The sequence below is a fragment of the Mesorhizobium sp. M0208 genome (genome assembly GCF_040322015.1).
GTDB lineage: Bacteria > Pseudomonadota > Alphaproteobacteria > Rhizobiales > Rhizobiaceae > Mesorhizobium.
Map to the genome: position 1 here is coordinate 243,746 of NZ_JAMYSP010000003.1, position 17,366 is coordinate 261,111.

Sequence of the window (17,366 nt, forward strand, 5' to 3'; positions counted from 1 at the left end):
GAACGCGACGCCGCTTTGGAAAAAACGGCGGCGCCAGTTACCTGACGCCGCCGTTTTTTTGGTTCTCTTGGAGGCCTTATGCCGCCGGCTGCGCCTCAATCGTGCGCAACGCCTGCGTCTGGCGCTTGGCCGCGGCCTTGACCGCGTCCTGCACCTTCTCGAAGGCACGCACCTCGATCTGCCGCACCCGCTCGCGGCTGATATCGAACTCGGCCGACAGCTCTTCCAGCGTCAACGGCTCATCGGCGAGGCGGCGCGCCTCGAAGATGCGACGTTCGCGGTCGTTGAGCACGGCAAGAGCGCCGGACAGCATGCCGCGCCGGTTTTCCAGCTCGTCCTGCTCGATCAGCATCTCTTCCTGGCTTTCGTGGTCGTCGACCAGCCAGTCCTGCCATTCGCCGGACTCGCCTTCACTGGCCCGGATGGGCGCATTGAGCGAGGCGTCGCCCGACAGACGGCGGTTCATCGACACGACTTCCGCTTCCGAGACGTTCAGCCGGGTGGCAATCTCGGTGATCTGGTCGGGCTTCAAATCGCCTTCATCGAGCGCCTGGATCTTGCCCTTCACCTTGCGCAGGTTGAAGAACAGGCGCTTCTGGTTGGCGGTGGTGCCCATCTTGACCAGGCTCCACGAGCGCAGGATGTATTCCTGGATCGAGGCCTTGATCCACCACATCGCATAGGTGGCGAGACGGAAGCCGCGCTCCGGTTCGAATTTCTTGACGGCCTGCATCAGGCCGACATTGCCTTCCGAGATCACTTCGCCGATCGGCAGGCCGTAGCCGCGATAGCCCATGGCGATCTTGGCGACGAGCCGAAGGTGGCTGGTGACGAGCTTGTGCGCAGCCGTGGTGTCCTCATGCTCGGCGTAGCGCTTGGCGAGCATGTACTCTTCCTGCGGCTGAAGCATCGGAAAGCGGCGGATTTCTTCCAGGTAGCGGCTGAGACCGCCTTCGCCGGAAACGATACTGGGTAATGACTGGGCCATGATAGCGCCCCCTCTCTATTGGAGTGATGCCCCCGAAACGCGGCGGGCATGTGGCACGAATGCCAAAGGCACATTCGCGCCAACCGACATATATAGGAACAAAACCAGAAAGACAGGCATTTGTTCAACACGAAACAGTGTGTCACGCTGAAGTGAACAACGCCGGTCAGGTTTTCAGGTGGTTGGTTCAGAGCTTGCGGAAGCCGTCGACGAGTTCCTCCATGTCCCACGGTATCGGTGCTTCGAACCTCATCGTTAGATGGGTATCGGGATGGCGAAATGCAAGGAGGCGGGCGTGCAAAGCTTGTCGCGGAAACGCCTTTACCTTGCTCTTTAGCGGCTCGGGCAACCGATTGGCCTTGGTGCGGAAAGCCTGGCCGTATTCGGGGTCGCCAATCACCGGATGGCCGATATGGGCCATGTGGACGCGTATCTGGTGAGTGCGACCGGTTTCCAGCCGGCATTCGACTAGGCTCGCCGTGGCGAATTCCTGCTGCTGCTCGCCAAAGCGCTCGACGACGGTGAAATGCGTTATGGCATGGCGCGCATCGTCGCGGCCTTGCGGCACCACGGCACGGCGTACCCGGTCGGCGGCGCGGCCGAGCGGCGCGTCGACCGTCCCGGTCGGCCTTGCCGGTATGCCCCAGACCAACGCCAGATAGGCGCGCTCGAGATCGCCGGTCAGGCCGTGGTCGGCAAAGGCCTCCGACAACGCCTTGTGGGCGCGGTCGGTCTTGGCGACGACCATGACGCCGCTGGTCTCCTTGTCGAGGCGGTGGACGATGCCCGGCCGTCTCACGCCGCCGATGCCGGACAGGCTGTCGCCGCAATGATGGATCAGCGCGTTGACCAGCGTACCGGTCCAGTTGCCGGCGCCGGGATGTACGACCAGCCCGGCCGGCTTGTTGATGACGATTAGCGCGTTGTCCTCGTAGAGGACGTCCAGCGCAATATCTTCGCCTTGCGGCGCCGCCGGTTCAGGCTCCGGCATGTCGACCGACACGCTGTCACCTTGTGCCATCTTGCGCTTCGTCTCTTCGACCTGCCTTCCGCCGATCCTGACCGCGCCTTGCTTTATCAGCATCTGCACCCGGCTGCGCGACATGTCGGGGCCGAGCCTGGCCGCCAGCCATTGGTCGAGCCGCTGGCCGGCGGCATCGGCGCCCGCCTCCAGCACGATCGGTCCGGCCCCTATTAATTGTCTGACCTCTTCGTTATGAGCGCTCATCGAAAACAGTTCCGGAATCTGCTGCCATGGCCCGGCCGCTTGCCGACGAAGACGAGGAAAAGCCACTCGACCCCGAGGTCGAAAAGGTGCGGACGAAGCTCGTTCGCTTCGTCGCCATCAATCTCGGCCTGCTGTTCCTCGCCCTTATGGTGGTGATAGCAGCACTTGTCTACAAAGCGCGCAACGCGCCGCCTGCCGCCCCGCCGTTGACCAGTGACTTCCAGGTGCCGGCAGGCGAGCCGGTCAACGGCGACATCGTGCTGCCGGTCGGCGCCAGGGTGGTCAGCCAATCGCTCTCCGGCAATCACCTTTCGATCGACGCCGAGCTGCCCGACGGCAGCCGCGCCATCTTCGTCTATGACATTACCGAGCGCCGCATCGTCGGCCGTTTTTCGATCAGGAACAAATGACCGGTTTTGCCGAACACCGCAGCATTGCCACGGTCGCGCTTGTCGTCGCAAATTATGACGAGGCGATTTCCTGGTATGTCGACCGGCTGGGTTTTGTGCTCACCGAAGATATCGATCTCGGCGGCGGCAAACGCTGGGTCACGATCACGCCGGGCAAAGGGCAGGGCGCGCGGCTGCTTCTCGCCGAAGCATCCGGCGATGCGCAAAGGCACGCCGTCGGTAACCAGACCGGCGGGCGGGTCTTTTTGTTCCTCGAAACCGACGATTTTGCCCGCGACCATACGCTGATGCTCGAAAAAGGCGTCGAGTTCCGCGAAGCGCCACGCCATGAGGCTTATGGCACGGTCGCGGTCTTCGCCGACCTTTATGGAAATCTCTGGGACCTGATCGAGCCAAAACGATAGGCTTGCAGCGGATTTTTCGTCTGTGCGAGCAGTGGCCCTGAGCCTAGTTGCTTTTTCCCAGCCGTCAGCCTATATCGCCGGTTCTTGAACGCGCCCATCGTCTAGCGGTCAGGACACCGCCCTCTCACGGCGGGAACAGGGGTTCGATTCCCCTTGGGCGTACCAAGTCTCTCCAAGCTCTCGGCAAACCATCAATCCGATCCATCGCCTTAGGTCGCGGCGGATTTGGCTCATTGCCGCTTCTGACGCAGCGGAGCCGATTGCATTAGTATTGCATCATGGGTCTTGCGGCACAGAATTAGCGGCGCGCAGAACGTCGCGCTGAACAGGGCAGTCGATGCCACGCGGGGAGGAGCCAGATATAGAAACTACAATCGCCAGGCGTCCATCACGCTGGTCGGCACTGCCTGGAGCCGACCTGAGCTACAGCGGCCGGCGGCGGATCGTTTTGGCGAGCTCGGCGAAGGCGCCTCTCCCTTGAAGGGTGGATGCCGGGAATACTCGGCCCTTAGCACCGGCCAGCGAAGCTGCGCGCGACGCGCATGGCTGGGCTCTAAACGCGCCATACTCCAGTTGCAGTATCGTAGTTTCTTTGCCGTTCGAACTTCTCTCATGGTTTCGCACGATACCAAGATGTGCTGCGAACGACACATCCACGGCGCGCTCAACCATTCGATCTATTCCGGCAAGCCGAAAAGTGTGTGCGCGCCTGCTATTCCTCCGAGCGGATGACTGCCCATGGCGATCATCGGCTCGGTAGTTTCTGCTTCGAACACTGTCGACGCGAGCACCGTCCGTCCCAACGGCTTGCACAACCCTTCGATGCGGCTGACAAGATTTACAGCCTTGCCGATCGCGGTGAAGTCCAACCTGCCGGCAGTGCCGATATTCCCCCAGAGTATCTCGCCGACATGCAGGCCAATGCCATATCCGAGCTCAGGGCCGCCATTGCGGCGCCGAGTTTGGTTGAGATGATCTATCCCGGCGCGCGTAGCCTTCACGGCTCGGACCGCAGCGTCACATGCGGCATTTGCATCGCGCTCGCCAATCGGGAAAATCGCGAGGACGCCATCACCTATAAACTTGAGAACCTCACCACCAAATGCGTGCACCGCGCCGGCGACGCAATCGAACCAGGCATCAAGTACCAATACGATCTCGTCTGCATCATGAACCTCGGATAGATCGGTGAAACCTCGAAGGTCCGCGCACAGAAGCGCAGCCCGTATCGTCTCTCCCTTTACTCGACGCGAATGACCGTTGAGCACATGTGCTGCACTGCGCTTTCCCAAATATGCTTCGAGCAATGCGCGTTTCGCGGACCGTTCTGCGAGTGCGGTCATCGGAGCCGCAGCAAACCGGGAGATTTGCCGCAGCAGCTCTGACTGCGCCTCATCCGGAGTATGATCGAAGGCCCACACCAAAGTCGGTGCGACACCGCCCGCTCGCTCGTCGAACATGATCGCCCGCGTCGTGCCAAGCCACTCCCGCAGCACGAGCCGGGGATCGGCATTCTGACGGTCGGCGCCTATTCCCAAAGCCTCGACCACTTCACCCCCAGGCGCTCGCCAGAGCCAGATACGGCGTGAAATGATTGGGTCGGGAGCATCCTGCGCCAGCGCGCCGGCGATGATCGGCAAGCCGTCTTCCATCAAATGCGTTGAGAGCTGCAATAGAAGTCGCCCACCGTCGCCAATATGCGCGGCGTCGTCCAGAAGGAATGAAAGCGACTTTGCGAGAAGCATCGGTAGAAGGTCACTCGGCACCGGCTTATGCTTACGCCTCGAACATCTTCTTGCAACTCCCCATATTCGCTTAAATAGCACGGTATTCGATGCGGATGTGACCTGGAGTGAGCTATGGCGGAATCGGTTTACACAGAGATTGAGGTCGCCGCGCCACAAGCGACCGTGTTCGCGCTTTTGACGGATCCGGACCAGATCGTGCGATGGATCGGGACCGAAGCGAATTTGGATGCAACGCCGGGCGGTCTGTTCCTCGTCAATGTCGGTGGTCGCCATATGGCGCGCGGTGAGTTCACCGAGGTGATCCCGGTCCACCGTCTTGCCTACAGTTTTGGCTGGGAAGACAACGAGACCGTGCCGCCCGGCTCCAGTCATGTCGAGATCGACCTGATCGCGAGGGATGCGGGGACACTGATCCGCTTCACGCACAGTGGACTGCCGAACGCAAAGGAGCGTGACAGCCACCGAAGGGGATGGGAGCACTACCTCTCAAGGCTGAAGATCACTGCCGATGGGGGACATGTCGGCCCCGACGTGCCGATGAAGAATATGTGATTTCATCTAAGGGCCGCGGATGCCCGTAATCCGAACCAGGCGCGGCATGCGTCAACGAGGCCCCTTTGACCTGCAGTCGCCAAACCGGCCGCTCGGGAAACCCAGCGACCTGCGGGCCGCCGCACCATTACAGCTGCCGGCGACGGATCGTTTCAGCGAGCTCGGCGAAGGCGTCCGCGATCCCGGTGCTGCTCTTGGCGCCTGCGTGGAGTTCTTAAAACTCAGCGCTTCTGGCGCAACGCCTCGGATTGAATTAGCATCCGTTCATCAAAGCTCCGGCCGAACTCCTGCAGGATGCGGAATGCGGAGCGCAGGCGCGCGAGGCCGGGCGCGGTCACATGCCGGGCGCCGATCCAAGCGCGACTGGGCATCCGAACTTCCGTTCGGCGGCAAGACGGCGTGGCCGGGAGGAGTCAGATGCAGAAGCTGCAGTCACAAGGCGTTCATCACATCACGCTGGTCGGCGCCGGGCGTCAGACCTCGATCGATTTCTGGGAGGGCGTGCTCGGCATGCCTTTCATCTTCGAGCAGCCCAACCTCGACAAAGCCACCGAAAGCCATCTCTATTTCGATCCGGGCGATGGCCGGCTGATCACCGTCTTCACCGACGAGAGCCGCACGCCGGAGAAACGGCGCACGCCGACCGATACGGGCTGCGTGCATCACATCGCGTTTGCGGTGTCGCGCGTCACCTTCCTGCAGGCGGTCGCCCGGCTCGACGAGCGCGGCATCAAGCACAGTGGCGTCAAGGATCGCGGCTTCATGGACTCGATCTATTTCGAGGATCCGCTCGGCCTGCTGATCGAGCTCGCCTCCTACCGCTTCGAGCCGCCGGCCGGCTTCAGCCATGCCGACGTGCTGATGCAGGCGCACAAGCTGCGTGTCGCGCGCGGCGACTACAACATCGCCGAAGTGCACCTTGCCGATGCGATCCAGGCGCTGGTCGAGCGTTCGCGCACGACCTTGTCGGAGGATCGCGCACCGAAAAATCCGTACTGACGGCACGCCGAACAAAGGGAGGATATAATGGCAAAGACAGCAACCATGAGTGCAAAGAAGCCCGCGGCCAAGGCAGCCAGGCCAGGAGCGAAGCCGGCGGCCAAAGCCGCCGCCAAGTCAGCGGCGAAAGTGGCAAAGCCGGCGACGAAAGTCTCCACCAAAAAGACCGCGAAGGCCAAGGCGAAACCGGCGAAAAAGCCGGCGCTCACGCTCAGCATGCTGAAGCCGAGCGTCAACAATATGAGCGTTCGGGTGTTTGCACGCGCCGCCGGGCTCGACCATTCCGAGACCGACGTATGGGGCCTCACGCGCTCGCCCGAATACATGGCGCGAAACCCGGCCCATTTGACGCCGATGATCGAGGACAAGGGCCTGCCGAGAGGTGTCTTGTGGGAAAGCTGCGCCATCATGCAGTACCTCGCCAACAAGCACGGCCTGGAGAAACTATATCCCAAGGCGCCGGCCAAGCGGGCAATGATCGACAGTGCCATGTTCTACCTGATCGGGACGCTCTACCCCTATGTGGCGCGCGCCACCTATCCTGCACTGAATTTCCCGCAATATGCCGGCGAGGTCGGGCACAGCGACGCTCATCCCGACAAGAAGTCGGAAGCCCAGAAGGCCGCTATAGAAGCGATAGCCGAGCCGCTGGAGGTGTTTCACTCCTTCTTCAGGAACGGCAAGCCGTTCATCGGCGGCAAGGACCCGTCGATCGCCGACATCCGTCTGGCGGCGACGCTCGAGTTCCTCGCCGTCATCGACTATGCGTTGCCCCAATGGGCAAAAGACTATATGGCGGCGATCGAGAAGAAGCTCGGCAAGGCCTATGCCGAGCCGGCCGGCGACGTGCGCGGCTATATCGCCTATGTGAGGTCGCAGGCCAACGCCTGAGGCACATGCCAATAGCGGTCGTCCGCACGTCTGCAGGAGCCGGTAATGAATTGGGGATTTTTTTAATCTCCCCTGTTTGCACGATGTGGGGAGCTTAAGGTTTCGTTAACCTAAACCCTTTCTACTGAATCCACCTCCAGCCCGCGACCACGGATGTACTGGCGCGGATGGGAAGCAAAGGTCGGCTGCGCGCCGGCCTTTTGCTTATTTCAGCCCCTGCCGAAGTTGCGCCAGACGGCGTTTCACGACGCCTGCATGGCTGATGAAACGCGTCGCCGCCATCTTGTCATCGCCGCCGTCGGCCCTACCATCGAAGTTCGTCCCGTCCTCGAGGGCGGTTCAAGGACAGAGGCCCTGCCATGAAAAGCATTGCTGGAATGATCGTGATTGCAGGCGCCATGCTGGTGGGCGCAACCGGTCAATCGAATGCAGCGACGCTCAACACCATGCCCGAGGTCGGGGCTGCCATCCAGGCGTGCTGGACCCCTCCGGCGAATGCCGGGAATTCCACCGTCACCCTGAGCTTCAGCTTCAGGCGCGATGGCACGCTGATCGGCCGGCCCAAGCCGACCGCCATCCGCGTCGCCGGCGAGGAGAAGGCGCGCCAAGCTTTTGTCGACGCGGCGGTCGCGGCCGTGGACCATTGCCTGCCGTTGAGCTTTTCACCGGCGCTGGCTCAAGGCATCCCGGGCAAGGTGTTCACTCTGCAATTCAACTCGCCCAAACAAGAACAGGCTGCACCGCGAGTGAAGGCTTCGCCTTGATCTTTTCCAAAAACCGGATTCCACTTTTCGGGATCTAGTGGCGGCTTCGTCTGGCCTCGACATGTCGCGCCAGTTCCGGCATCTCGAAGACATAGTCGCTCCAGGCCGATTCCGGAATCTGGCCGGCGAGATAGCACTCCAGCAAAAGCCTCTGCTCGTGATCGAGTGGCCTTGGTGCGCGTTCATGGTCCAGCCCAAGTGAATGGAACAGATTCCTGGTCAGCCCCGCGACAGTGAAGTGGATCGACATCTTCGGTCTCCTCCTTTGGCCGCTCAACGCCGAACCTGGGGCTAAGGTTTCAGCAACGGCCGGCCGGCAACGCCGGATTGATCGCGGTGCGGAACCAGCCGCGCGCTTCAAATTTCGCCGTGGCGGGCGTCGTTGCTGCCGGTTCGTCTCAATCTTGAAATAAAAATGTAATATTGAATTCACGCGAGTGGATTTACTACACTAGAACTGAAGTCTCCGATGGTGTTGTGGTCTACTTCAATTAGGTATAACTGATTTAGCCAGCACTTATCCATAGTCGACAAAGAAATCCTGTTCTCGGTGCAACAAGGACAATGGTCGTTCCAATGACACGCTTCTGGTTCCTCACGATTCTGATGCTGGTGTCGGCAATAGCCATTGCGCTCGGGACATCCTTCTCCTACGCGGATAGCTGCGGTGCTATCAGGAGCCAATTGTTTTCGGCGGGGCGCAGCGGCGGGACCAGCCCCGAGCTTGCCCGACTGCGCCGGCAACTCGCCGCGCTTCAAAAGCTGGAGAGACAACGCCGATGCACGGCAAAAACGGCCGGCTTCTTCTTCAACCCCTGCGCCGACCTGGTCGCCAGCAAGGCGGAGGTGCAACGCCAGATCGCCAGACTGTCGAATTCGGGCAGGGACACGTCCGGATTGAAGGCCAGGTTTGTCGCGCTGGGCTGCGCCGCCCCCGCTGCCAAGAAACAGCCGGCGCAGCAGCGCACAGCACCCAAACCCCAGTTCGCAGGCACAATAATGGGCGGCAATCGGATGCTGTTTTGCGTTCGCTTGTCGGACGGATATTTCTTCCCCGCGCCAAAATCGCAGTTCGCCAAGAGCGACGATCTGAAGGAAACGGTCGATCAGTGCCGCTATATCTGCGACGATGCCGGCGTCGACCTCTACACGCTGAGCGACGCCACTCGCGAGACTGAAGAGATGGTCGCGCTCCAGTCGGGAAAACCCTATGTGGAGCTACCTGCCGCGTTCCGGTACCGCGACGACGCGAACTTCAAGGCCTGCGACGTCAAGCGCTATTATCGGCGCGTCGCCGAACTCAGGGCACGAACCGTGACACCGGCCAACATGACCAACGCCATCATTCCCTTGCCGACGGCAAAGCCGGATTTTGGCATCGTCGCGGAAATTCCTGAATCCGGGATCGAAACCGCCGGTGCCGTTCCCGCAGAGGCAAAAACGCCTGTTGCCGAGGTGCAAGGCGCCGCCCAGCATCAGCCGATCGAAACGGCGATCGGCGCGCGGCCGGTGAGAGTGGTCGGGCCGGCCTTTTTCCCGGCGGACTGATTCAGGCGGGCGATGTTCCGAGACGGCGAACTTTTGACCGGATAGCCGCTTCGAGGCGTAGGGCCGTCGACCGACGTCGGCTGGTTATTCGCAGACCATGCGGGCACGTTTGCCGGGCTCGCTGACGTTCCTGCAAGTTAGCGCCTTCGTCGGCTCCGGCGACAGCACGGGTGGGTTGTTGGTGGCCCTCCTCCGTGGCGCTGCAACGGAAGCTGCATTCCTGCGCATCGCCGGCCTTTTCGTCGTTTGCGGCGCCACTGGAAAGACGTCGGTCTCCAGTTGCGACTGTTCGGCTTGCGCCTGCGGCGAAGGCCGGTCCCAGAACCGGCGAACATCGAGCGGCTTGGGAATGATCACGGTGCCGTCATAGCTGCGAGCGCAGCCGCTTCCCAGAGGCAGCGCCAGGCACAGGAAGACAGGCAGAATCCGTCGAGACATCAGCAATACCCCTGCAAGCTTATAACGCCGCTTCGGCCTAACCGACAACCGGCGGAATAGGGCGAAGGGAGTAGATACCGTGAAGTAGAAGTCGTCGCGCTTCCCGTCGAAGGCCTTGCTCGAAGATCGAGCGCCGAGTCGGGCGCGAATGGGGATCCAGCGCGAGTTAGAAACTTGCGATTCGTCAACGCTTCCAGCGTAAGGCCATGGTGCGATCGCACCATACCAAAGCCGCGCTCAGTGGCGACAATGGGATGTTCGAAGTTCCGCTCCTCCAGTTACGGGCGGGAGCAGCGACCGCCGGCAAGAAACAGGGTCAGATTTACCCCAACGGACCTGTTTCGGCGATGGCGCGGCCATGACACGTTCTGGCTGCATGCAACGCGCTCCCGTCCGGTTTTTTTCTTTTAAAGCCGGTGGCTGCGATCGCCGAGCCGACGATGCCGGCCGGAAATCACGCAAGCTGCTGATTCCAGCGGCAAACCGCGGCCCATGCCGACAAAGCCCGCGGCCGCTCCTTCTTAACCCGGCTGGACGACGTTACCGGAGCGACATGAAACTGTCATGCGACTGTAATAATCGGGGGCTATTGGCCTCAGCGGGCGCCGGAGGAATGGCGCCGAGAGACCATATTCCGAACAGGAGCAGGCCACATGAGACATTTCATCCGCTCGGCGGCCGTTGCGATTGCAATGGCGGCGACGACCACCCTCACCCTGTCCGCCGCGCTCGCCGCGGACATCTCCGGCGCCGGCGCCACCTTCCCCTACCCGATCTATGCGAAGTGGGCCGACACCTACAAGAAAGACACCGGCGTTGGCCTCAACTACCAGTCGATCGGTTCCGGCGGCGGCATCAAGCAGATCAAGGCCAAGACCGTTACCTTCGGCGCTTCGGATGCGCCGCTCAAGGGCGACGAGCTTGAAGCGTCCGGACTGGCTCAGTTCCCGATGGTGATGGGCGGCATCGTTCCGGTCGTCAACCTCGAAGGCCTCAAGCCGGGCGAGTTGGTTCTCGACGGCCCGACGCTGGCCGACATCTTCCTCGGCAAGATCACGAGCTGGGATGACGAGGCGATCAAGAAGCTCAATCCCGACGTCAAGCTGCCTTCGCAGGCGATCGCGGTCGTTCACCGTTCCGATGGTTCGGGCACGACGTTCAACTTCACATACTACCTCGGCGACGTCAGCGCGGACTGGAAAGAAAAGGTCGGCGTCGACAAGGCCGTGGAATGGCCGGTCGGCATCGGCGCCAAAGGCAATGAGGGCGTTGCCAACAACGTCTCCCAGACCGGCGGCGCGATCGGTTATGTCGAATACGCCTACGCCAAGCAGAACAAGCTCACCCACACCGACATGATCAACAAGGACGGCAAGAAGGTCGAGCCCACCGCAGCCGCGTTCTCGGCGGCAGCGGCCAATGCCGACTGGAGCTCGCAGCCGGGCTATGGGGTGATCCTCGCCAATGAGCCGGGCGCCGAGTCCTGGCCGATGACGGCGGCGACGTGGATCCTCCTGTATAAGAAGCCGGACGACGCGGCGGCCACCGCCGAAGCGCTCAAATTCTTCGCCTGGGCGTATGACAAGGGCGACGAGATGGCCGGCGAGCTGGACTACGTTCCGATGCCCGACAAGGTGGTTGAGAGCGTCAAGGCCATGTGGGCCAAGGAAGTCGTCGGCGATGATGGCAAGCCGCTCTACTCGGCTATGTAATCTCCTCCAGGGAGGGCGTCGACGGCGCCCTCCCTGTTGCCTTTAATCGCGAGGACCCAATGACCATCGCTTCCGATGCCATGCCATCATCTGCAGCAGCCCGGGCCAGGGACGCTACGGTGCGGCGCTTCGCGCTCACAGATGCCATATTTCGCGGACTCACCCGCGCTTCCGCAATCCTTGTGCTGGTCATCCTCGGCGGTGTCGCGATCTCGCTGTTTGCCGGCTCATGGCAGGCGCTGTCGTCCTTCGGCTTTTCTTTCCTGACGACTGAGAGCTGGAATCCGGTCACGGAAAAATTTGGCGCACTGGCGCCGATCTACGGCACCCTGGTGACGGCGGCCATCGCCATCCTGATCGCGGTTCCGATCGGCATCGGCATTGCGATCTTTCTCACCGAGCTCTGCCCGCGCCCGCTCAGGCGCCCGATCGGCATAGCGGTCGAGCTATTGGCCGGCATTCCCTCGATCATCTATGGTATCTGGGGCCTGTTCGTGTTCGCGCCATTCCTGCAGACGACGATACAGCCCTTCATCATCAACATCTTCCACGGCGTGCCGGGACTATCCAGCCTTTTCGCCGGCCCTCCTTACGGCATCGGCCTTCTGACCTCGGCGCTGATCCTCGCCATAATGGTGTTGCCCTTCATCACCTCGATCACCAAGGATGTCTTCGATACGGTGCCGGCGGTGCTGAAGGAATCGGCCTACGGCATCGGTTGCACGACCTGGGAAGTGACCCGGCGCGTGGTCATTCCCTATACCCGCATCGGCATCATGGGCGGCGTCATGCTTGGCCTCGGCCGGGCACTCGGCGAAACCATGGCGGTGACTTTCGTCATCGGCAACGCGCATCGCATCAGTGCCTCCCTGTTCGCACCGGGCACGACGATCTCGGCGACCATCGCCAATGAATTTACCGAGGCCGACGGCGACCTCTACACCTCCTCGCTGGTCGCGCTCGGCCTGATCCTGTTCGTCATCACCTTCCTGATCCTTGCCGCCGCCCGCTATATGCTGATGCGGATCGACGCCCGTACGGGAGCCTGACCGATGTCGACATCCTCATCGCTCCACAGCCGCCGCAAAGCCAGGAATTCGGTGATGATGGCGCTTTGCGTCGTCGCCGCCGGCATCGGACTTGCCTGGCTGGCGCTCATTCTCGGTGCGTTGGTCTATAAGGGCACAGCCGGGCTTTCGTTCGCGGTCTTCACCGAGATGACGCCACCACCGGGCGAAGCCGGCGGCCTGCTCAATGCCATCGCGGGCAGCCTGCTGATGACGATCATCGCCGTTGTCGTCGGCACGCCGATCGGCGTGCTGGCGGGAACCTACATGGCCGAGTATGGACGCTTTTCGCGCATCACCACCGTCGTCCGCTTCATCAACGACATCCTGTTGTCGGCGCCGTCGATCATCATCGGCTTGTTCGTCTATGAATTGATGGTGCGGCCAATGGGACATTTCTCGGCCATTGCCGGCGCCGTGGCGCTTGCCATCCTGGTCATTCCGGTGGTCGTGCGCACCACTGAAGACATGCTCAACCTGGTGCCGAACGCGTTGCGTGAAGCCGGTGCCGCGATCGGCGCGCCACGCTGGGTGGTGATCCGTTCGGTCGCCTACCGCGCCGCATTGTCCGGCATCGTCACCGGCATATTGCTGGCGATAGCACGCATTTCCGGCGAGACGGCGCCGCTGCTTTTCACCGCGCTCAACAACCAGTTCTGGAGCAGCAATATCAACGCGCCGATGGCCAGCCTGCCGGTGACCATCTTCCAGTTCGCTCTCAGCCCTTACGAGGAATGGCAGCAACTGGCGTGGACCGGCGCACTCATAATCACCCTGACGGTTCTGGGCTTGAGCATCCTCGCCCGCAGCCTTACCGGACGCAGAGAGGACAGATGACACAGATGTTGTCCCCAGACATGACGATGACCGAAACGGTCGCCAAGAAGACCAAGATCGAGGTCAAGAACCTCAACTTCTACTACGGCCAGAGCAAGGCGCTTAAGGACATCAGCCTGTCGCTGCCCGAGCGCAGCGTCACGGCCTTCATCGGCCCTTCGGGTTGCGGGAAATCGACGCTGCTGCGCGTCTTCAACCGCATCTACGAGCTCTACCCGAAACAGACCGCCGAGGGCCAGGTGCTGCTTGACGGCAAGAACATTCTCGACCGGTCGCAGGATCTCAACCTCCTCAGGACAAAGATCGGCATGGTATTCCAGAAGCCGACGCCGTTCCCGATGTCGATCTATGAGAACATCGCCTTCGGCGTCAGGCTCTACGAGAATCTCGGCAAGTCCGAGATGGACGGCCGCGTCGAGCAAGCGTTGAAGCGGGCCGCGCTGTGGAGCGAGGTCAAGGACAAGCTAAACGCCAGCGGCTTGAGCCTGTCCGGCGGCCAGCAGCAGCGGCTCTGCATTGCCCGCACCGTGGCAGTGAAGCCGGAAGTCATCCTGCTCGACGAACCGGCTTCGGCCCTCGACCCGCTGTCGACGGCCAAGATCGAGGAACTGATCGACGAGTTGCAAGCCGACTACACGATCGTCATCGTCACCCACAACATGCAGCAAGCGGCGCGCGTGTCGCGCCAGACCGCCTTCATGTATCTGGGTGAACTGGTCGAGTTCGACCGGACCGAGAAGATATTCACGTCGCCCCGCGAGAAGCGCACGCAGGACTACATCACTGGCCGCTTCGGCTGAGCCGTTCCGATCATGCATATGAGGACAGGACCATGGGCGAACACACAGTCGCTTCTTTCGACGAGGATCTCGAGCAGATCAGCAAGCTGATCCGCGACATGGCCGACCTCGCCGGTTCGATGGTCGGCGGGGCGACCAAGGCCCTGTTGAATTCCGATAACGTGCTGGCGCAACGCGTCGTCTCCGACGACGCCATCATGGATGCGCGTCAACGCGAACTGGACGATCGCGCCATCACCCTGATCGCCAAGCGCCAGCCAATGGCTCACGATCTGCGCCATGTCGTCGGAGCGATCCGCATGGCCGGCGACCTCGAACGCATCGGCGACCTTGCCAAGAATATCGCCAAGCGTGTGAGCGCGGTCGGCCTCAGCGCCACGCCGCGCGACCTATCGCATTCCATCGATGCGATGGCGCAGCTAGTGCTCATCCAGGTGCAGGGCGTCATCGAGGAGTATGCTGCAGGCGATGCGGCCGCCTTGGCCAAGCTGCGCGCCGCCGACGAGCGTATCGACGTCAAATACACGTCCGTGTTCCGCGAGCTGTTAACCTACATGATGGAAGATCCGCGCAACATCACTGCTTGCACGCATCTGCTGTTCTGCGCCAAGAATCTCGAGCGGATCGGCGACCATGTCACCAACATCGCCGAAAATGCGTATTATGTGCTGACCGGCGAACAATTGCCGGTCAATCGTCCGAAGCAGGACGAAACGACAATGTCCGCGCCGGTGACATGATGGGGGTGCCCAGCCGATGATCGCACCACGCATAATGGTGGTGGAGGACGAGGAGCCGTTGGGCGTGCTGCTCCGCTACAATCTCGAATCCGAAGGCTACCAGGTCGAGGTGGTGACACGCGGCGACGAAGCCGAGATCCGTTTGCAGGAGAATGTGCCCGACCTTCTGGTGCTCGACTGGATGATACCGGCGGTTTCCGGCATCGAGCTCTGCCGCCGGTTGCGCGTGCGCCCCGAAACCGAGCGGCTGCCGATCATCATGCTGACCGCGCGCGGCGAGGAGAGCGATCGGGTGCGCGGTCTTTCGACCGGCGCCGACGACTATCTCGTCAAACCGTTTTCGACGCCGGAATTCATGGCCAGGGTCAAGGCGCTGCTGCGGCGCGCCAAGCCGGAAGTGCTGTCCAGCGTGCTGAAGGTCGGCGACATCGTGCTCGATCGCGAATCGCACAGGGTCTATCGCAAGAAGAGCGAAATCAGGCTCGGGCCGACCGAATTCCGGTTGCTCGAGTTCATGATGCGGCATCCGGGCCGCGTCTTCTCGCGTAGCCAGTTGCTCGATAATGTCTGGGGCGAGACGATCTACATCGACGAACGCACCGTCGACGTCCATGTCGGGCGGCTGCGTAAAGCCGTCAATAACGGCCGCATGCCGGATGTCATCCGCACCATCCGCGGTGCCGGCTATGCGATCAGGGAAGATTGACCCGCCTGGTCAGGCGACGTTCTTTCTGACGCCGGGCCTCATTTGCGCGCCCGGCGCGAAAATCTCCTGGTCGACGAAGCTTAACGCCCGCATCGCGCAGCCTTCGCGGATCAGCGGCAATTCGTTCGGCTCGGTATCGAAGGAGATCGAGCCCGAGTGCTGGCCGCCGGCGGTCTGGGCGATGGCCTTGCGCAAGGCCGGCTCGATCAGATCGAAGGCGGCGGCACTGGCGCCGACCATCGCGACCGGTGCCGGATCGATCAGCGCGAACAGCGAGCCGAGACCGAAACCCAGCGCTTCGCCGGCCTTGCGGTAGGCCTCGCGTTCCGGCCCATCCTTCTCGCGCGCGCGGGCGGCCAGCGCGCGCATGTCGGCGTCGCTGACGTCGGCGATAGGTTCGCTGTCTTCGCTCATCTGCCTGGCGTTGCGCCAGATGGCATAGTTGCCGGCATAGGCTTCGATGCAGCCGCGCCGCCCGCAACGGCAGAGCGCTCCGCCCGGACGATGGATCATGTGGCCAAATTCGCCGCCCGAGGAATGCGTCCCGGTGAACAGTTCGCCCTTCAGCACAAGCCCCATACCGATGCCATGCGAAAGCAGGATGGCGATGAAGTCGTCGCGATAGCGATCCGGATCGCGCCAGCGCAAAGCCACCGCCATCATATTGCAGTCGTTCTCCACCGTGGCCGGGATACCGAATTCGTCTTCCAGCATGTCGGCAAAGGCGATGTCGGTCTGCGGCGTGATCGGCGACCACAGCATGGCGCGTGCAGGGGAGTCGGTAATGCCCTGAATCGCCAGGGCGATGCGGGCGACACTGCGGGCGTCAAGGTCTGGGTCCTCGAGCCGGCGCCGGACGATGGCCATGCATTCGCGGATCAGCTCGTCGCGCGGCATGGTCAGCGTGTCCAGCCGGCGCTGTTCCTCGGCGACCACCTGTCCCGCATAGTCGATAATGGCGGCCGACAGGAAATTCAGTGACAACACCACGGTCAGCACCGCCGCCGCTTCCGGGTTGAGGGCGAGGCCGACCTGCGGACGACCGCGTTTCAACGAAACGGCCTCACTTGCCTTGCTCTCGGCGAGGATGCCTTCCCGTATCAGGTCGGAGGAGATCGCCGATATGGTTGAATGACTGAGGCCGGTGGTGGCTGCGATCTCCGTACGCGACGGCTGGCCGGCCCGGCGCACCGCCGAGATCACCATCGCCCGGTTGCGCCGGCGCAAATCGTCGTGGCGGATTCCGACCGACATCGTTTTGCTTTCCTCCCGGTTGCCGCGGCCGCTCATGAACCGGAAGCCGTCGGTAATGTCCGACAAATAGTGTCGGATGCGGCAAATAGTGTCAGATGCAGGTGGCGCTGTCATCGTTTATTCCGACGCTCGAAAAAACTCGCACAGTCATCAAAATCCATCACAATCGATGTTGACAGCAGCCGGAGATCGGGCCAGTATTTTTTCGAGGCTCGAAAAAATTAGAGCTTCTAAGCTGGTCGTTGAGCAATTGGTCACGCCGTACGCGGCGCAGGGAGGA

Annotated in this window: 19 protein-coding genes and 1 tRNA gene; 14 read left to right on the top strand and 6 right to left on the bottom strand. The window is 61.9% G+C overall.

Annotated elements, in window-relative coordinates; translation table 11 throughout:
- Positions 1–76 precede the first annotated feature (76 nt).
- Together rpoH and NKJ17_RS05020 are read right to left on the bottom strand one after the other, a co-directional pair.
- A complete protein-coding gene (gene rpoH, locus NKJ17_RS05015; RefSeq protein ID WP_023678514.1) occupies positions 77–988 on the bottom strand; it encodes an RNA polymerase sigma factor RpoH in 912 nt (303 codons plus the stop codon).
- A gap of 187 nt (positions 989–1,175) precedes the next feature.
- Positions 1,176–2,216: an RluA family pseudouridine synthase gene (locus tag NKJ17_RS05020; RefSeq protein WP_352505015.1), complete on the bottom strand. Its 1,041-nt coding sequence runs from the start codon at positions 2,214–2,216 to the stop codon at positions 1,176–1,178.
- A 26-nt stretch (positions 2,217–2,242) separates the two neighbouring features.
- Between NKJ17_RS05020 and NKJ17_RS05025 the strand changes: the two genes are divergently transcribed.
- The 3 genes from NKJ17_RS05025 (at position 2,243) to NKJ17_RS05035 (ending at position 3,195) form a co-directional block, all read left to right on the top strand.
- On the top strand, positions 2,243–2,626 hold the full coding sequence (locus tag NKJ17_RS05025) for a fimbrial protein (protein ID WP_352505016.1): 384 nt from the start codon (positions 2,243–2,245) through the stop codon (positions 2,624–2,626).
- Positions 2,623–3,030 carry a VOC family protein gene (locus tag NKJ17_RS05030; RefSeq protein ID WP_352505017.1) on the top strand — a complete coding sequence of 136 codons (408 nt, stop codon included), beginning with the start codon at positions 2,623–2,625 and terminating at the stop codon, positions 3,028–3,030. Before NKJ17_RS05025 ends, NKJ17_RS05030 begins: the two co-directional genes overlap by 4 nt.
- Positions 3,031–3,120: 90 nt before the next feature.
- Positions 3,121–3,195 (top strand) — tRNA-Glu (locus tag NKJ17_RS05035).
- A 512-nt stretch (positions 3,196–3,707) separates the two neighbouring features.
- On the opposite strand, the gene NKJ17_RS05040 is transcribed toward NKJ17_RS05035, so the two are convergent.
- Positions 3,708–4,775: an adenylate/guanylate cyclase domain-containing protein gene (locus tag NKJ17_RS05040; protein ID WP_352687303.1), complete on the bottom strand. Its 1,068-nt coding sequence runs from the start codon at positions 4,773–4,775 to the stop codon at positions 3,708–3,710.
- A 114-nt stretch (positions 4,776–4,889) separates the two neighbouring features.
- Between NKJ17_RS05040 and NKJ17_RS05045 the strand changes: the two genes are divergently transcribed.
- From NKJ17_RS05045 to tolA, 4 genes are all read left to right on the top strand, one after another.
- Positions 4,890–5,330 (top strand): SRPBCC family protein, encoded by a 441-nt coding sequence (locus NKJ17_RS05045; protein ID WP_352687306.1) that lies wholly within the window; start codon positions 4,890–4,892, stop codon positions 5,328–5,330.
- Between the two features lie 417 nt (positions 5,331–5,747).
- Positions 5,748–6,329, top strand: coding sequence for a VOC family protein (locus NKJ17_RS05050; protein WP_352687308.1), 582 nt, complete (start codon positions 5,748–5,750; stop codon positions 6,327–6,329).
- Positions 6,330–6,356: 27 nt separating this feature from the next.
- Positions 6,357–7,220 (top strand): glutathione S-transferase family protein, encoded by an 864-nt coding sequence (locus tag NKJ17_RS05055; protein ID WP_352687310.1) that lies wholly within the window; start codon positions 6,357–6,359, stop codon positions 7,218–7,220.
- Between the two features lie 359 nt (positions 7,221–7,579).
- Positions 7,580–7,984: a cell envelope integrity protein TolA gene (gene tolA / locus NKJ17_RS05060; RefSeq protein WP_254816565.1), complete on the top strand. Its 405-nt coding sequence runs from the start codon at positions 7,580–7,582 to the stop codon at positions 7,982–7,984.
- Between the two features lie 34 nt (positions 7,985–8,018).
- Here the strand turns inward: tolA and NKJ17_RS05065 are convergent, their stop codons facing one another.
- On the bottom strand, positions 8,019–8,234 hold the full coding sequence (locus tag NKJ17_RS05065; protein WP_254816566.1) for a hypothetical protein: 216 nt from the start codon (positions 8,232–8,234) through the stop codon (positions 8,019–8,021).
- Between the two features lie 326 nt (positions 8,235–8,560).
- Here NKJ17_RS05065 and NKJ17_RS05070 point away from each other — a divergent pair, with 326 nt between their 5' ends.
- Positions 8,561–9,532, top strand: a complete 972-nt coding sequence (locus tag NKJ17_RS05070; RefSeq protein WP_352687312.1) for a DUF2865 domain-containing protein — start codon at positions 8,561–8,563, stop codon at positions 9,530–9,532.
- An 84-nt stretch (positions 9,533–9,616) separates the two neighbouring features.
- On the opposite strand, the gene NKJ17_RS05075 is transcribed toward NKJ17_RS05070, so the two are convergent.
- Positions 9,617–9,970: a hypothetical protein gene (locus tag NKJ17_RS05075; protein WP_254816568.1), complete on the bottom strand. Its 354-nt coding sequence runs from the start codon at positions 9,968–9,970 to the stop codon at positions 9,617–9,619.
- Positions 9,971–10,623: 653 nt separating this feature from the next.
- On the opposite strand from NKJ17_RS05075, the gene pstS reads away from it, so the two are divergent.
- The 6 genes from pstS to phoB are packed head-to-tail and all read left to right on the top strand — an operon-like array spanning position 10,624 to position 15,832.
- A complete protein-coding gene (pstS, locus tag NKJ17_RS05080) occupies positions 10,624–11,682 on the top strand; it encodes a phosphate ABC transporter substrate-binding protein PstS (RefSeq protein ID WP_352687314.1) in 1,059 nt (352 codons plus the stop codon).
- Between the two features lie 59 nt (positions 11,683–11,741).
- Positions 11,742–12,731 carry a phosphate ABC transporter permease subunit PstC gene (pstC, locus tag NKJ17_RS05085; protein WP_254816570.1) on the top strand — a complete coding sequence of 330 codons (990 nt, stop codon included), beginning with the start codon at positions 11,742–11,744 and terminating at the stop codon, positions 12,729–12,731.
- 3 nt (positions 12,732–12,734) lie between these two features.
- Positions 12,735–13,586 (top strand): phosphate ABC transporter permease PstA, encoded by an 852-nt coding sequence (gene pstA / locus NKJ17_RS05090; RefSeq protein WP_023720929.1) that lies wholly within the window; start codon positions 12,735–12,737, stop codon positions 13,584–13,586.
- On the top strand, positions 13,583–14,386 hold the full coding sequence (gene pstB / locus NKJ17_RS05095) for a phosphate ABC transporter ATP-binding protein PstB (protein ID WP_352687316.1): 804 nt from the start codon (positions 13,583–13,585) through the stop codon (positions 14,384–14,386). The genes pstA and pstB overlap by 4 nt, the downstream gene beginning before the upstream one ends.
- 32 nt (positions 14,387–14,418) lie before the next feature.
- Positions 14,419–15,126 (top strand): phosphate signaling complex protein PhoU, encoded by a 708-nt coding sequence (phoU, locus tag NKJ17_RS05100; protein WP_023678534.1) that lies wholly within the window; start codon positions 14,419–14,421, stop codon positions 15,124–15,126.
- A gap of 16 nt (positions 15,127–15,142) precedes the next feature.
- Positions 15,143–15,832, top strand: a complete 690-nt coding sequence (gene phoB / locus NKJ17_RS05105; protein ID WP_031212149.1) for a phosphate regulon transcriptional regulator PhoB — start codon at positions 15,143–15,145, stop codon at positions 15,830–15,832.
- 9 nt (positions 15,833–15,841) lie between these two features.
- Here phoB and NKJ17_RS05110 read toward each other — a convergent pair whose 3' ends face one another.
- Positions 15,842–17,086: an ROK family protein gene (locus NKJ17_RS05110; RefSeq protein WP_352505023.1), complete on the bottom strand. Its 1,245-nt coding sequence runs from the start codon at positions 17,084–17,086 to the stop codon at positions 15,842–15,844.
- Positions 17,087–17,366: the final 280 nt, after the last annotated feature.